15 protein-coding genes and 1 pseudogene are annotated in these 16,432 nt (G+C 51.2%); 8 read left to right on the forward strand and 8 right to left on the reverse strand.

Going from position 1 to position 16,432, the window contains the following annotated elements; translation table 11 throughout:
* Position 1: 1 nt before the first annotated feature.
* The 8 genes and pseudogenes from H2515_RS11665 to H2515_RS11695 all read left to right on the forward strand — a co-directional run bounded on the left by H2515_RS11665 (position 2) and on the right by H2515_RS11695 (position 9,135).
* Entirely contained in the window at positions 2-1,948 is a 1,947-nt protein-coding gene (locus H2515_RS11665; RefSeq protein ID WP_198660211.1) for a chemotaxis protein CheA, read from the forward strand.
* Positions 1,945-2,565, forward strand: a complete 621-nt coding sequence (locus H2515_RS11670) for a hypothetical protein (RefSeq protein ID WP_198660212.1) — start codon at positions 1,945-1,947, stop codon at positions 2,563-2,565. The genes H2515_RS11665 and H2515_RS11670 overlap by 4 nt, the downstream gene beginning before the upstream one ends.
* A complete protein-coding gene (locus tag H2515_RS11675) occupies positions 2,543-3,298 on the forward strand; it encodes an oxygen-binding di-iron domain-containing protein (RefSeq protein ID WP_065413833.1) in 756 nt (251 codons plus the stop codon). The genes H2515_RS11670 and H2515_RS11675 overlap by 23 nt, the downstream gene beginning before the upstream one ends.
* A gap of 598 nt (positions 3,299-3,896) precedes the next feature.
* A pseudogene (locus tag H2515_RS16555) lies at positions 3,897-4,262 on the forward strand (methyl-accepting chemotaxis protein); the annotation flags it as partial.
* A gap of 42 nt (positions 4,263-4,304) precedes the next feature.
* Positions 4,305-4,661: a CZB domain-containing protein gene (locus tag H2515_RS16560; RefSeq protein ID WP_231551232.1), complete on the forward strand. Its 357-nt coding sequence runs from the start codon at positions 4,305-4,307 to the stop codon at positions 4,659-4,661.
* A gap of 10 nt (positions 4,662-4,671) precedes the next feature.
* Positions 4,672-5,628 (forward strand): chemotaxis protein, encoded by a 957-nt coding sequence (locus H2515_RS11685; RefSeq protein WP_065413835.1) that lies wholly within the window; start codon positions 4,672-4,674, stop codon positions 5,626-5,628.
* A 54-nt stretch (positions 5,629-5,682) separates the two neighbouring features.
* Positions 5,683-7,299, forward strand: coding sequence for a methyl-accepting chemotaxis protein (locus tag H2515_RS11690; RefSeq protein WP_083091576.1), 1,617 nt, complete (start codon positions 5,683-5,685; stop codon positions 7,297-7,299).
* A 483-nt stretch (positions 7,300-7,782) separates the two neighbouring features.
* Positions 7,783-9,135, forward strand: a complete 1,353-nt coding sequence (locus H2515_RS11695; RefSeq protein ID WP_198660214.1) for a hypothetical protein — start codon at positions 7,783-7,785, stop codon at positions 9,133-9,135.
* Between the two features lie 17 nt (positions 9,136-9,152).
* Here the strand turns inward: H2515_RS11695 and H2515_RS11700 are convergent, their stop codons facing one another.
* The 8 genes from H2515_RS11700 to H2515_RS11735 all read right to left on the reverse strand — a co-directional run bounded on the left by H2515_RS11700 (position 9,153) and on the right by H2515_RS11735 (position 16,318).
* Positions 9,153-9,737: a thioredoxin fold domain-containing protein gene (locus tag H2515_RS11700; protein ID WP_014028459.1), complete on the reverse strand. Its 585-nt coding sequence runs from the start codon at positions 9,735-9,737 to the stop codon at positions 9,153-9,155.
* Positions 9,738-10,051: 314 nt separating this feature from the next.
* On the reverse strand, positions 10,052-10,237 hold the full coding sequence (locus tag H2515_RS11705) for a hypothetical protein (RefSeq protein WP_232821373.1): 186 nt from the start codon (positions 10,235-10,237) through the stop codon (positions 10,052-10,054).
* A gap of 168 nt (positions 10,238-10,405) precedes the next feature.
* Complete coding sequence (locus H2515_RS16130) at positions 10,406-10,792, reverse strand: cytochrome o ubiquinol oxidase (RefSeq protein ID WP_014028457.1); 387 nt, start codon at positions 10,790-10,792, stop codon at positions 10,406-10,408.
* Complete coding sequence (locus H2515_RS11715; protein ID WP_065413839.1) at positions 10,789-11,427, reverse strand: cytochrome c oxidase subunit 3; 639 nt, start codon at positions 11,425-11,427, stop codon at positions 10,789-10,791. The genes H2515_RS16130 and H2515_RS11715 overlap by 4 nt, the downstream gene beginning before the upstream one ends.
* 71 nt (positions 11,428-11,498) lie before the next feature.
* Positions 11,499-13,646, reverse strand: coding sequence for a cbb3-type cytochrome c oxidase subunit I (locus H2515_RS11720; RefSeq protein WP_198661466.1), 2,148 nt, complete (start codon positions 13,644-13,646; stop codon positions 11,499-11,501).
* A gap of 1 nt (position 13,647) precedes the next feature.
* Positions 13,648-14,619, reverse strand: a complete 972-nt coding sequence (locus H2515_RS11725) for a ubiquinol oxidase subunit II (RefSeq protein ID WP_198660215.1) — start codon at positions 14,617-14,619, stop codon at positions 13,648-13,650.
* Between the two features lie 54 nt (positions 14,620-14,673).
* Entirely contained in the window at positions 14,674-15,321 is a 648-nt protein-coding gene (locus H2515_RS11730) for an MBL fold metallo-hydrolase (RefSeq protein ID WP_232821374.1), read from the reverse strand.
* A gap of 310 nt (positions 15,322-15,631) precedes the next feature.
* Complete coding sequence (locus H2515_RS11735; RefSeq protein ID WP_198660217.1) at positions 15,632-16,318, reverse strand: hypothetical protein; 687 nt, start codon at positions 16,316-16,318, stop codon at positions 15,632-15,634.
* Positions 16,319-16,432: the final 114 nt, after the last annotated feature.

Genomic DNA, 16,432 nt, shown 5'->3' on the forward strand with positions numbered 1-16,432 from the left:
CATGGACATGGAGATTCTACAGGACTTTCTACCTGAAGCGACGGAGTTGCTTCAGAAAGCACAGGGCGAAGCGCTGACGTTGGAGAACAACCCCGATGACGCCAATGCCATCGCATCCTTGTTCCGCGCCTTTCATACCCTGAAGGGCGGGGCGGGTTTCCTGGAAGCTACAGCGATGGTTGATTGGTGCCATCATCTGGAAGATTTACTCGACAAAGTGCGCAACAAAAGCCTGCGCATTACGCCAGAGATGGTGGATATCATCCTAAAGGGGATCGATGTAATACAAGGCATGTTAGGTGCGTTGCAAGCCGGCGATTATCCAACCATCGGTCCGGAGAGTTTGGGAAAGATGATTCAGGAAATGGCCAGTGGACAGCCCTTAGTGGGAGCATCCGCGCCGTCGGAAACTCCAGATGTGGCGGTAACATCTGCACCAGTGAGACATCCTTCGCTCAACGTATCCGATGCCCTATACATAGAACATCGCTCCCGTGAGGACGGTTCGGACGGGATTTATCTCCAACAGCAGGGCGTGGATTCCGCGTGCCCTGTTGGTAATGGAGAAGATATCATTACGGAGGATGAGTTCGAGCAGTATCTCGACCAGCTATACGGTCCCGGCCAGAAACCTGGAGATTGGCCAGCAACCTCGCCAAAGCCTCCCATTACTGAAGAAAACACGGTTGCTCCCCTGACAGTCCAAGACCAGATAAAGCCAGTGCCTACAATGAGCAAAGCAGCAGCCCAGCAGGACAGTCCACCTGAAGTGGCTGAAACCACTCTGCGCGTTGATGCCTTGCGCCTGGATGCAGTCATGAACCAAGTGGGAGAACTCGTACTTCTGCGCAATCGCCTCGCCTCAGCTGTGGGTGGCCTCAGCGAAGAGAATGAGGACATGGCCCGTATTGCCCGAGAGATGGACCTCACCGTCAACGATATCCAGAACACCGTCATGCGCTTGCGCATGCAGCCGTGCAAGCGCCTTTTCCAACAGTTGCCCCGGGTAGTGCGCGATGTCTCGCGACAACTGGGCAAGGAAGTCAAGCTGGAGATCGTGGGTGAAGATGTGGAGATCGACAAGGCCGTCGTTGATGCCCTCGCTGGCCCCATGACGCATCTAGTGCGCAACAGCTTGGACCACGGTGTCGAAAGTCCTGAGGAACGCGCCGCCGCAGGCAAGGCGCGCACCGCCAATTTGCGTGTCGCCGCCATCCATCTGGGCGACAAGGTGCGCATCGAGGTCTCCGACGACGGCAAAGGAATTGATCGCCAGTTCGTCACCCAAAAGGCCATCGACAAGGGAGTCATCACCGCCGAGCAGGCCGTCCGCCTCTCGGAACAGGAGGCTTTGGAACTCATCTTCAGGCCTGGTTTTTCCACCAAGGACCAGGCTACGGATCTATCGGGCCGCGGCGTCGGTATGGACGTGGTCAAGGAGACGGCCCGTAAGCTGCGCGGTCGCCTGGATCTCCAGACCCGCCTCGGCCAGGGTACCAGCATCGCCATGGAATTTCCCCTTACCTTGGCCGTGTTGCCGGTCCTCTACCTGCGTTTGCGGCGGGATATCTACGCCCTGCCGGTATCAGCCATCGACAGCTTGACCGACATGGAGGCGCATCGCATCCATCGGCTGGCTGGTCGGGTTACTTACCGAGTCGATGACACCCAGATCGTACCGCTGGTAGATCTGGGCGCCATTCTACAGGATAAACCCATGCGCATGGATTCCGAGAGCGTTGAGGGGGTACTGACCGAGCGCGGTCTTTTTATTGTCTCCGAGGTGCTCGGCAACGAAGATTCCGTGGTCAAGCCCATCGACTTCCTTGCCGACCAGAACTGGTACCAGGGTGCCACCATCTCCGGCAAGGGCGGAGTCGTCCTCATTCTCGATGCCGGGGCGCTGGGCGCAGCCGCATCGCTCGCCGCTGAAGGAACTGTCGAATGAATATTCAACGCATCATGATGATCGTGGACGCTTCCTACCATACCCGCCACACCATCGAACGTTCACTACGCGAGATCGACCGACGTGCTTTGAATGCCATGGTGCTAGTCAAACGTCATGGCAAAGCGCTGGCGGGTTATGGCGTGGTGGCCCAGGCATTTCGCGAGCGTGCGGCCAACCTCAAGGAAGCAGCGTCCCACCTGCAGGAATCCATCGCTCCTCTCATCCAGGCCCACATGCGTATTCTGCAGCACCGTAGTTATGCCGATATTTTCCATCGGAAAGTGCAGGAAATGTATCACTACGACATAACCTGCCCCACATTCGTCCGCACCGAAAAAGCCTGGGAGCAAGCCATCATCGCGGAAGAGGCCGTGGCGCTTACCATTCTACGTCAACTGATTAGAAGTGTGGAGAAGCTGCAGGAAGGCATTGCTGAGCAAGAATATGTGGTCATTATTGGCCGCATCGAAGCCGCGCTCTCCGAAGGCACCGGCGCACCATTGATGCGGGTATCCCGAGACATGGGAATGGCGGTCGCCACGGTGCGGGATGCCATCTGGAAATATCATAACCAACTGGAGGAAATTCTGCATGAAAGCAACATCGGTATTTGAAGCGGGCAACCACCGCTGGTGGATCATTTACGACCAGGATGAAAATCGGGTTATCGACTCTAATGTCTATGTCATGGAATCCAACGAACAGAGCATTCTGCTGGATCCCGGCGGCTTCGAAATTTTTCCCCAGGTCTTCGCCGCCATGGTCGAGGTAGTGCAGCCTTCCACTCTCCAGTCTGCCTTCGTTTCCCATCAAGATCCGGATATTGCCTCCAGTCTACCCCTATGGAATGCCTGTAACAGCAATATCCAGTGGCACATGCCAAAGCTCTGGGAGGGTTTCATCCGTCACTATGGAGCCCTGGACGCGAATTTTGTGGGTATTCCCGATGAGGGAGGGGAACTCGTCATCGGCGGGCGAAAGTTGGAATTCATCCCCGCTCACTACCTGCACTCCTCGGCCAACTTCCATGTCTATGACCCTGAAGCCAAGGTTTTCTTCTCCGGCGATGTGGGGGCGGCGTTGCTGCCGTCGAGGCACAGTGCTTGGGTAGAACGGCGTGATCCAGATTCCAGTAAGGCCTTCGATGATCATATCCAGCACGCCAAATTCTTCCATCAACGTTGGATGCCTTCCAAAGAGGCCAAGAACGATTGGATCAGTCGTGTTAGCCAGCTGGATATAGACTTTCTCTGCCCTCAACACGGCGCTATCTATGCCGGAGAAAACGTACAACGTTTTTTGAGCTGGTTTGACGCGCTCGCTGTTGGCACCGCCATATCCCGCTGAAAGAGGCTGGACGATGATGAACACGCAAAAACAGGAAGCCGCCGTCAGATCGGTGGGGGGTTGGGAACCTCATTGAACGCTTGGCCTTATCTAAAAAGTGAGCAGAAACATGGATCGCGAACAATTGCTGGATTATGCGCAGGCTTTGCTTGAACCTCTTTCCAGTTTGGAAATGTTGTGTGAAGCCGACGAAAAAATGGACAACGTCATCTTTTATATGAATCGCGCGGCCTTGGAGACCATGAATTTCCACCATGGGCACCTCAACCCCAGGCTACGTGGAGCTGATGTGCGGACGGCTCTAGGCCATTCCATTCACCAGTTTCACAAGGACCCCGAGCGGATTCGTGGGATATTCCGGGGTCTCGCAGGGGGCTCCAAACAGGAACATCGGAGCGAATTAACCATCAGCGGCATAACTTTTGACCTGAACTTTACGCCAATATGGGACAAGGGAAAAAAGGTACTGGCCTTCCATGCCTCCTGGCGGGATATCAGTGACGCAAAGCAGGTGGAGCAAGTCATCATCAGTATGGACAAGAGCGCCAATGAGCATGCCGCTTCCCTGACCGGCACTGCAAAAGAAATCATGAGCGCTATGAAGGAGGTGGGAGGCACGATCAATAAGCTGGGTCTTTCCGTCGCGGAGAACAGCAAAGCGTCTCAAGGGCTCATCACTGAGGTGGGTGCTATTGGTCGCCTTGCCCAGACCATCCGTGAGATCGCCTACCAGACCAACCTTCTCGCCCTCAACGCGGCTATCGAAGCCGCGCGGGCCGGCGAGCATGGCCGCGGCTTTGCCGTAGTGGCCGACGAAGTGCGCAATCTCTCCAAACGCGTCCAGGAAGCCACTGATGAGGTGCGGCGCAATATCACCGCCATTGAGGATTCGGCCAAGGCCATTGAAGGAGCCAGTCAGTCCGCCGGGCACATGGTCCGTGGCGCCGAGTCAGTTACCGTTGCCCTTGGAAACAGGATCAATTCCCTCAACACCCTGGCGGCTCGCATGACTATTGATGCGGCTAAAAATGACCATAAACTGTTTGTACGGAATATTCTGGCTGCGGTGGCCGAGCGAAATGTAGCACCAGCCGCTGAAAATATACCTGATCATCATCAATGCAAATTCGGGCTTTGGTATGACGGTATCGGCCGTGATCTCTTCGGTCAGATATCCGCCTTTCGCGAGCTGGAAAATGTGCATATCCATGTTCATCAAATGGCTCGAGCCATCTGCGCTGCCCTGCAATCGGGAAATCGGGAGGAAGCCATCCGGCAGAGTACGGAAATCTCTCGCCTGGAGCAGGAGATTCTGGACAAGTTAAACACCTTGAGTACCGCCATCTGTCACCAGAACGTGTAAAGGAGCCCCCATGAGTGATGTCTTGCAGGAAGTCGACGAGCGTTCAAAACTCGCCGGTACCAACAAATTTGAGCTCTTGATCTTCCGCCTCGGAGAAGATCAAAACACCCGTACCAGAGAAATTTTCGGGATCAATGTCTTTAAGGTTCGCGAAGCACTGGTCATGCCGCCTATCACGCCCATGCCCGGAGCGCCTGAGCATGTGCTGGGGGTGGCGAATATCCGCGGCCAAATTATTCCAGTACTCGATCTGCCTGCCGTGGTGGGCTGCGTACCCGCGAGCCGCAGCATACTTTTGGTTACCGAATATGAGCGCTCTATCCAAGGTTTTGCCGTGGAAGAAGTGGAAGAGATCCTGCGACTGGAATGGAGCCGAGTGATGTCCGCTGAAGGCGCAGCCGTAGGAGGCATGGTAACAAGCTTTGCTCGACTAGATGAAGAGGCGGAGGAAGGGCGAGTCGCTTTGGTTTTGGATGTGGAGGCAATTTTGCGAAAGGTGCTTCCTTCGCGTTTCATGATCGGCGATGAAATGGTGCAAACCCACACGGTGGGCATTCCCCAGGGATCTGTAGTGCTCTATGCCGATGACTCAGGTGTTGCCCGTAGCCAGATTGAAAAAGCTTTGAGTGCCCTTGGATTACCCTTCATCGGTACCAAGACAGGCAAAGAGGCATGGGAGCGGTTACAAATCTTAGCGCAGGAAGCCAAGGCTGCAAATATACCTATCCGCCAAAAGGTGGCTCTAGTCCTGACCGATCTGGAAATGCCGGAAATGGATGGGTTTACCTTGACCCGAAAAATTAAGGAAAATGAGTCGCTAAAGGCTATTCCTGTAGTTATCCACTCCTCCCTATCGGGATCCGCGAATGAATCCCACGCGAACAGCGTCGGTGCCGATGGCTATGTCGCCAAATTTGTGCCCGATGAACTAGCCCGGGCGGTGACTAAGGCAGTAGGAGCGCTGTAAGCTAGGATGATCAAATTGTCGCGATAAAAGAGACACTGTTAAAGAGAGGAAAACATGAAAGCATCATTCAATATATCTGCTATTTCATTCACAAAACTAGTCCATGCATTGATGTGGAGTGCCATAATATCATTAATTATCATAGCTGCAACAGCTACATGGACGCTTTTTATGGCAGAACAATCAGGAACAGACACACTACGCGATGCCGAGCGTACCGCCGCCTTAATTGATTTTCGTCAAAGCGTAGATGCCAACATTGTGCTGACAGGTATTCTAGCGACAGAGCAACAATATGAACCGGTGGTTTACATAGCCCTCAAGCAGGGAGAGGCAAAGGTTTCCAAATCCTTTGCCAGATTACAGCGTGTGTCTCCAGAAATAGCAAACAGTTTTACTGGGCCGGAAAAAATTTTGCAGCATGCGAGCAATAAGGTCTTGCTGTTATCAACAACAATGAATCAGGCAGGGGCGTTGACGGCCTATCAAAATGAATTTTTACCCGATGTGAGAAGGTTCAATGAAAATGTAGACGCTATCGTGGCCAATCAAAACAAGGTTTCACACGCCGCCATCAAAGAGAAAACAGCTGCAGACAAGCGGGCTATTATATTGCTAATCATCATTGGACTGACCGCCATATTTCTGATTTTTGTATTTGGTTCGATTATTGTCCGCAGTGTTGTCCAGCAGCTTCAACGTATTAGTAAAGCAATCCAAAAAATTGCCTCAGGAGATTTAAATGTGAAGGTCCCAGTGGATGCCGGCGGCCCGTTGGGCGAAATTGCTATCGCAACCAACCAGATGGCTTCTGATTTGTCTACGCTTATCAAAGGCATTAGTGTCAGCGCCCAACAGATCTCGGATACCTGCGTGCAACTCTCCAGCGTGACAAACACGCTGACTGAAGAGGTCGGTGACACCAGCACTCAAACTGAGAAGGCGAGTGACGCAATGACCAATATGACAACAACGAGCGTTCGTGTAGCACAGGATGCAGAAGATATATCTAAAATTGCCAGCGCTACCGCCGATTCAACCCAACAAGGAAATACAGCCATTGGTCTGTCATTAGAAGAATTAAGCTCAGCAGGAACTGCTATTATTAGCATGGCGCAACAAGTCCAGAGATTGGAAGAATCTTCTCACCAGATTGGAAGTGTTGTCAGCACCATAAAAGAGATCACGGCCAAGACCAATCTACTTGCTCTCAATGCGGCTATAGAGTCGGCACGTGCTGGCGAATATGGAAGAGGTTTTGCAGTCGTGGCAGACGAAGTCCGCAATTTGGCCAAAGGAACCGCTGTTGCGGCAGAGGATATTTCTGCAAAGATAACACATATTCAATCCCAAATGCAGTCCTTTGCAAGACAAATGGTTCAAACCAATGGGCAGGTGTCGCATGGAACGGAAATGGCTGGAGAGTCTCTGCATCGTCTTGGGTCTATAAACGAATCTATTGCCAACATTTCGGAACGAGTCGCCGATGTGGCGACCTCCGCAGAAGACTTGAGAAATACTGCAAGCGCCATTAATGACAATATCATGATGATTTCTCGGAAAACCATTGGCATAAACAAGGAGATTGAAACCACGCAAATTCAGATTGTTGCGCTACGGGATGAATCACAGCGATTGACTGGACTCACTGGACGATTTCGGATTACTTAATTCCATTGTTACAAACACTGATAATATGCCATGACAGGTGGGCAGCGCACATAGACGGGAGCAATCAAGGTGCGGGGAATGATGCCTGGGGGGGGGGCACATGGGAATCTCTGTGGACAACATTGGTGCGATTCTAGTTATTTCAATAAGGACGATTCTTTATGGGGAAGCTTAGGCGAACTAGTATAATAGTTATTGGTGTGGCTGCAATTTTTTTTACATTATTTGTGGCCATTGTTGTTCTAAATTTTTGCGTAACAAAAGAGTACTTCTTGCGCCTATTTCCGAATCTGTATGAAAAATACACGGCGCCGGATTATGTACGGAACGAAGATCATGTGTAACTGTTCACAACCCCGTGCTTCACGCCTTGCTCTGATGTGAAACAGCCTGACCTGAGTGCGGAAGATCACGCCGCCGAGGATGATCTGATCCGATTTCTTTTCGGGGAGAATGAGGAATTGAAATCACGGATCACTGCACTTGAAGTCCGCCAAACCAAAGACAGTCACCATTCCAGCAAGCCACCGTCCTCAGGTGGTCTTTTATGGCCGCAGGAATGGCCTTCCGCATCCGAATCTTGTCATCACCCATCAGGTGAGTCTTTTGCTCAATGGAAAGTTCAATCCTGTCAAAGGAGTCCTCTGCTGCGGAGGCTGCGGCGGATTCACCGCACCCGGCTCCCGCCGGGATAAAACCGGCAACCCCCTCAAAACTATACCCACCGAGGTAGGTGTAACGGTGCGACAATTTGCCACAGTTAACACGAGCTGCGCAGCGTGTAATATGCATATGGCTTACATGGTATCAAAACAGGAGGAAACAAGTATGGCCAATCTATTTAATCTACATAAGATTGCAACGTTACGTTTTTTGTCGACTACGGTGACCGCGATCACCATCGCCATGATTCCAAACATGGCGTCAGCTTGCGCTTGCGGTTGTGGTGTTTTCAATCTGGGTTTGCCTGGTCTTCCCAGCACCTTCTACAAAACCAAGCTATCCCTTCAGTACGACTATATGAACCAGAATGAAACCCAGCATGGTAGTAGTATCGTGTCGGGAAATTTAAATCCGGACAAGCAAATAGAGACAAATTTCTTTAATTTGAACATTCAGCACATGTTCAATCATCAGTGGGGAATCATGGCGATGATCCCATACTGGAATAGGCACTTCGTCACCGACAGTAATGGAGCCGTCGGGCTTACCGATGCGAGCCAGGGCATTTCTCCACAAATACTTACCTCTAACGCCACGGTTCTTTCGGATATCCGCATAATGGGCATGTACACTGGTTTTTCAAGCGACATGTCCAGCGGTATAACCTTTGGTTTAAAACTGCCTACAGGGCCGACCAATGCCGGCAATTATTATCAAGGGGGTCCGATCATGGATCGGGACACCCAGCCAGGAACAGGTACGAACGACTTGCTTCTTGGTGGATATAAGGTGGGGAATGAGTCCGACTGGGGATGGTTCACGCAAATCTTATGGCGTCACGCACTCGATAGTTACCAGGGTTATCGTCCGGGAGACAGCGTGAATCTCGCCGTGGGGGCGCATTATGACGGGATAGAGAGCGGCACCCATTTGATCCCTACCCTGCAGTTGAACTACCAGTGGCGCGGCCATGACCAAGGCGGTGGTGATGCTGCATATGGTAATATGAACAGTGGTTACTCCAACCTATATATCACCCCGGGTGTGCAGATCAACTTGAGCAGTAAATGGTTATTGAATACTTCGGTTTATTTGCCGATTTATCGTTACGCCAATGGCTATCAGCAGGTCGCGCATTTCATGGCGAATGCGGGTGTGACATACCAGTTCTGAAGATGATTGGCTGGCCTCTAATTGTCTAGTCTGTGTCCAGAGCTTAGAAGATCGAGTTGCGTCTTCGACAGTTCGCCACGAAAGGCCTCCACCTGTCCATCAGGAAGTCTATAAACCAACTCTGGCAAGGTGGTGGCACCCGTACTTATGAAAATCCGCTCATTCTGCCGTAACGCGGAATGAGTGGCTTCCGTGGCGGTGGCAGATGAGATCGCCGCATGCCCGGTTCTGAGTAACTCCATGTAGTTATTTTTCATGGCTTCTTGTGGATTTTGTGCCTGAAGAATGGCGGCGGCCTTACCGAAGCTGGAGTCGGTGAGGAAACCTACCGGTACGTAGCGAACGGTGAGCTGGCCTTTATCGGCGAACGGACGTTCCAATTGGAATGCTTTTGCGCAATATATGCAGTTAGGATCGAAAAAGTCATAAATTACCGTTTTCCCTGAACCTGTTTGAATATAAGTTGCATGTTCCAGCCGGCTCCAAAGTTTTTGCCATTTATCAGAAGCCAGGGCCGATGACGAGCAGACAATAAAATAACTCATCAGAAAAGCATATTGAATTATTCTTTTCATATTCCTCGGGGAGATTAAGTTCTTCATTTTATCTATCCATCGTTATATTGAGCCATAGTTAGGTTGGGCGCCGCCAGACCTTATGCATCATTGTGTTTCATGTGGTCTTCGCTGAGTCCGCCAATTTGGGACATTACATAACACACAACGTCGGGCATTTCCGGCATCGCTGCTATCCAGCAGCAGCATCTTCCTGTTCGTATTCCACATAGGTAGTATAAATCTCGCCTTATGCCGTACGTTTACGATGTACCCCGTTAAGGTTACTACTGTCCCGATTGTAGTCGCTTTATGGGATTGCGGAAAGAACCACATGACCCGCTCCTTGCCATTGTGGGCCTTCAGTCTGCGGTCGTACAGACCCCCACCTGCCAATCAGGAACTCTATGGGAATGTGCGAAGAGCAGAAACCCGACGGCGACATGGGTTACTGCGGGATAGAAGGCGATGAGGGATAGGCTGGCATCATCCAGCCGAAAGTGGCGACCAGAAACAGGGCAGTGCTGACGTGGGCAGCGATAGTCCATTGCACAACCTTCTGCGATTTGATTGATGAAGGAGGCCGGTGAGCAAGTAGCCAATCACCTGTACTACCGGCCTCATCTCCCCTTCTATTGCGTGGGGGATTAACTGACCTCTGCTAAAACGTCTCTTTTTCGGTCATAGCCACATACTCCGCATACTCCGCCCTTCCACTAATGAGGCATGGAAGGCACATGGGCCATACTGGACGCTGCTGGAGGCATAATCATGGTACGCTGGTACAACCCATGGAACATCCACGCGGTCAATCCGATGGTAACAACAAATAACGGTAGAAAAAGCACCATGGCCACGGTATGCCACATCTGCGCATGGGATATATCCATATGCAAAATAAAGTAGCCCTGAATAATTACCACCACGCCAGCAAGGAAAGAGGTCATCAGGACCGTCCCGAAAGGTGTCGTGATGTGCGCCACAGCCAACCAAAGACCTACTGTCATCAGCAGCATGGAAATAATAAAACTCGCCAGATATGCGCGACCATTAGCCAGTTGCACCTCCGGATGATTTAACGGATTTTGCATATGTTCTGTCATGCCACCATCCCCTGCAAATAAACAAAGGTAAATACAAACACCCAAATGACTGCCTGAAAATGCCAGAACAGTCGAAGATTAATCAGACGATAAACTACGTTGGCACTAAAACCCTCCCGTGCGATCTGGACCATCATGACCAACATCCATACCACACCAACGAGAATATGCAGCGCGTGATAGATTATAACTGTGAAAAATATAGACAAAAATCCACTGACTTGTGGAGTGACGCCATGCGCAAACATATTGCCAATATCTATGCCTGCGATTACCAAATAAATCACGCCAAGCAGCATGGCGACAAACATACTGCCAATCACCCCACCGCGATTTCCATTTTTTAGCGCAACCATCGAATAGCCATAAATCAACACACTAAGAAATAAGGTAATGGTTTCACCATACGCATAAACCGGGTTAATAAACGCAGAGGGCGATGGACCCCCCGCCAGATTAACCACATGACTCAACACACCCAGTGTTGCGAATAATGCCGCATAGACCATGGCGTCAGTCAACATATAGAGCCAGAATCCAAAGGTCCGGGTACCGATCATGTCATGACCAGGATAGTGTCGCGCCCAGAGTGTGGCGTGGGCCGGATCGACTTTTTGTGCTGCAGATGCACTCATTGAATAACTCCTTTTTTCAGATATGCTCGAAAACGGGCTTCCCGACCCAATTAAGGATCGGGATAAGTCCGTTAGCGATCCATTGGGGCCCACGCAGGACTTGTGGAGGTTGTACTACCGTTGATGCCACCCGTACCAGACTGAGGAACGGAGTGAGCAATCACCGTGCCGCCCAGTACGCCGGCCGTCGGCAGGTTTTCAGATGTGCCATCGCGGGCACCACTTTCTACCTGCTCCACCTCGTGTGCAGGGATCGTCATGTCGGTATCACGGTCAAAGGACCGAATGATAATGAGCGCTACAATAAGTGCGACACACACCAACGCCAGCCACCAGATCCGCCAGATGAGGGCAAAACTCAAGCCCATGAAGAGAATGCCGAGGAAGAACGGAACACCTGTACTCTTTGGCATGTGAATACCCTCATAATTACCTGGATGCAGTTCCGTCAGCCCATTTTCCTTGCGCCATGCCCACTCATCCAGTGCATTTATATGTGGGGTAATAGCAAAGTTATATGCCGGAACAGGAGAGTGTGTCGCCCATTCCAGACTCCGCCCGGTACCCCAGGCATCTGCACCCGAACGATTTTCGGCACGGTCCCGCAGACTGACATACAGATGGGCCACAAAGAACAGTACGGCAATCACGTAGAACACCATACCGATCAGCATTATATGAAGGTAGGGTGACCATTGCGTATAATGGATATAGTCCAGACGACGGGTCATACCGCCAAAACCCAAGAGGAACATGGGAACAAAGGTCCAACCGGTTCCAAGGATCATAAACCAGAAGAACCATTTACCCCATTTCTGTTCGAGTTTGAAACCAAACACCTTGGGGAACCAATACTCAACAGCACCAAAAATGCTCGCCGCAATCACCAAAACCATCATATGAAAGTGCGCAACCACAAATAAACCGTTGTGCCACATATAATCGTTGCTGGCAAACGCGTTCATCATACCTGTCATGCCGCCAACCAGCAGGAGGAAAAGCGCAAGCAATGCCCACAACATGGGTAGCTCGTAACGCACGCGCCCACGATACATGGTGAAAATCCAGTTGAACACTTTGACACCGGTAGGGATACCTACCAACATGGTCGTTACACTATAAAAACTGTTGACACTAGGTGCCGCAGCCATAGTGAAGAAGTGATGCAACCAAACACCCCAGGACACGCCGCCGATGGCGAATGATGCAATCACCATAGTCACATACCCAAACAAGGTCTTTTCAGAGAATGTGGGAATTATTTCTGACATTATGCCAAAAGCTGGAAGAATCAGGAAATACACCTCCGGGTGCCCCCAAACCCAAAATAAATCATTATAAAGCATCAGGTTACCACCCATACCAGAAGTGTAGAAATGGGTGCCAACATAGCGATCCAGGCCGAGCAAAGCCAACGCGACCATCAACACCGGAAAGGAGGTGAGCGCAATAAGGTTGGTGCTGATGGACGCCCATGTGAACATGGGCATACGCATCCATGTCATACCCGGAGCACGCATTTTGACGATAGTAGCAATCAGATTTATGCTGCCCAACGAGGTACCAATCGCGGCTAACTGGAAAGTCCACATCCAGTAATCGACGCCAACACCTGGACTATATGGCAATTCAAAATAGGGCACGAATCCATACCATCCACCGTGGGCAAAATTGCCGACAAACAGCGACACCATCACCAATGCCGCACCGGCTGTAGTGAGCCACAATCCCAAGGCATTCAGGTATGGGTAAGCCATATCTCGGGCGCCAATCTGCAAGGGCACGATGATGTTCATCAGCCCTACCAACAACGGGGTCGCTGCGAACACTATCATGATCAATCCATGGGCTGTGAAAATCTGCCCCAGATGGAACGGCGTAAGATATCCATGCACCGCCCCCATATACCCCGGCGAACTAGGACCCACGGCCATTGCCTGTTGCGTGCGAATCATCAAGGCATCAGCGAATCCTCGCAACAACATGACCAGCCCCAGTAAAATATACATAACCCCGATTTTTTTATGATCAACCGTTGTCAACCATTCTCGCCAGAGATATCCCCATTTACCAAAATACGTCGTTGCCGCCAGTACCACAGCAGCCAAGATGGCCACAACTATAAAAGTCACCACGAGAATCGGGACATGATACGGTATTTGCTGAAGCGTGAGACGACCCAGCAGAGGAGTCCACGGCCCTTGTAAATGTACTAGCATATCAATAGTCTCCCGCTTTCTGTTTGGCACGTTGTTTTTGCATGTAGTTGACCATATTTTCAGTCATCGCCATGGGTGTCGGCCACACTTTGCCGTGCATGACTTCGCCAATCACATAATCAAACAAACCGGATTGCACGTTACCGAAGATTTGCTGGTCACCACCAACGGCTATGTAAGGTCTTGCAAAGCGATCAAAACCAACATAGCTGAGATGCTGGGGAGATTGCTGAGCACTTTTCACCCATTTCGCAAATTGGGCCGCGCTTACGGCCTTCGTCTGAAAATGCATCCATGAAAGCCCTGCGCCGCTGTAATCGGCAGAATAACCTATGTAGGTACCGGCCTTGTCGGCCATCAATGCCTGTTTTGTGCGCATGCCTGGCATAACATCAATCATCCCAACCAACTGGGGAATAATGAAATCATTCACAACGGAAGTGGACGTTAGACGGAACTTGACAGGAGTTCCTACCGGAACCACCAATTCATTTACCGAGGCAATATGTTGTTGCGGATAAATAAACAGCCAGCGCCAATCTGTCGCGATCACGTCGACCTCCACGGGATCTCTGCCATCAGCCTTTTGAGCTTTGGCGATTACGCCCGGGTTGTAAGGGTTGACATCATAGATAGCCTTTACTGACAGGTAAGACAAGATGCCGACTGTCACCAGGGGAATCCCCCAGACAATGGCTTCTATGGCATTCGAGTGGCTCCACGCTGGATCATAACGTCCTTTACCACCTTTTCTATATCTCCACATAGCCCATATGGTTAGTACCGTTGTCGGGACAATAATCAATAACATAATCACGACATCGAGAATGAAGTAGTGATAAAACGTATGCGATATTAAACCTTCCGGCTTCAACAGATATAGGCCGTCATTCGAACAGCCCCCCAACGTGAGCAATGCTGGTAGTAACACCATCTGTGCCCACATTTTGTAGCGTTTATTCTTTGTAAACACCTGAACCTCCAATACATACTGTGTAAAATGTCCGGGCCTTCATCACGGGCCTCCCTACGCTCCCACCATCTCGCTGCTACTACTGTTAGTTGTTTTATCTGACTGGGCTGCATGATCAGATTGAGTCTGGGCACTGTACTCGTGGACTGCCGGAGCAGTGACACCAGATTGGTTACCAAAAGCCAAACGGAACTCCGCAACACAAGCTACGCGGCGCTTGCGGGATTCACGACCGGGAAAAATCAGGTACTCATCAGGAAATCTGAGCAACTTGTCACGGATGCTGCGCCATTGCTGGGCAATATTGCCTCCTTGCCCACAGGTGCCAGGCCCTGTCGCGAGGAGTGTTTCACCGGTAAACAAGCGATCGGCCCACCAATAGGTAACCGCACAGGGCATTTGCCCAGGAGTGTGAATCACCCGGATTGTCTCCTCACCGAAATGTACAATGTCGTTATCCCGCAAACGCACGTCGACACCTTGGTATTCCGTCGATTCGTGCGCCGCCACTCGCGGACCGAAGGACCTAAGTTGGTTCAACGTATCCTCGAGCGTGGGGTCGGGAAAGTGCGTTAGCAGAACATATTGCAACGCTATTTTTCGCTCTGCCAAAAATGACAGTGCCTGGGCGACAAGATCTACCGTGGGGTCAATAATCACTCCCTGCCTGGTGATGGGATCCCCCAGAACATACGAAAGCAATTTCTTCCTGGCGGCGCACTGCCTAAATAACATAGATAATCACACCTGCTTATGTTGTTATTGGACAATATTGCAATTAGCAGTCCATAATTAATTTATTATATTTTAACTATACGATATGTTGGTGTTGTTGCCGTACTGTTCTGATTAATTGCAGCTATTTATAATTCTGGTCAGCCTGTAGATTTTGTTCTCAAAACTCGAATGCTGCCGTTTTTGGCACAGCCTCGAATAAGCGCCCGCCATTTATGGCAGGCACACAAATATTATTTAATGAAAACTCATTTGCCGCGGACATAACAGCCCTGCTCTAGGGCATAGGTGTCGTTGTTCCGGAAATCCCGACAGATGCCTTCCATTGCTGCATCTTGCCGATCAGCGGCGATTCTGCACATTGCTGTGAGGTCAGGGCGCCACAAGCGCTGGCCCATTCGCTGGTCACTCCAAAAAATTTCGCGGCAGATTGCATCTGCTGAGCCTGCGCACCCGTTGCCTGAGTGCTCAGAGATTGATAGCGCGCCGCTCGCTTCTGCGCCCAGTGGGAGACGCCTTGCCAGCATGCCGTCTGTGGCGCAGACGACATCGCCGCACAGCGGGCACTATCCTGGCGCGCTTTGGTCATATCTGCCTGCCATTCACCAGAAAAGGAGATCTTGGCACCGCTCAGCGTCTGCGCCACAGAGGGCACGGCTGGAATAGTCGTCGTGGAGGGAATGGACGGCATAGGGGCGAGAGGCGTCAATGGTACGACCGTGGACGAGTACGTAACCGACGGTGAGACCACTGCAGGCGCCACCTGCGGCAGGACAACGGGCGCTCTGTGCTCCAACGGCGATCGGGCGGCAGGAGCAGAAGGCAGCGGGGCAGCGGCAAGTGCCGGGTGGCTACTCGCGACTCCTTGCGGCTGTGGTGCCATGCCGTTAGTCGTAGTTGTTGCACACGCGGTCAACACCAACACGCCACCCACAGCAAGCACAGACCATTGCATCCAACCCATAAAACACTCCTTCCTCAAATCATAAAACAACATTCAAACTTATCATTAGAACATGACCACTCAAGAGCTTATCTCTACCAACGTCCTTAAAACACCCGCATGATGATGCGGTTA

The sequence above is a fragment of the Acidithiobacillus ferrivorans genome, assembly GCF_016250455.1.
In the GTDB taxonomy this organism is placed as follows: Bacteria; Pseudomonadota; Gammaproteobacteria; order Acidithiobacillales; family Acidithiobacillaceae; genus Acidithiobacillus; species Acidithiobacillus ferrivorans.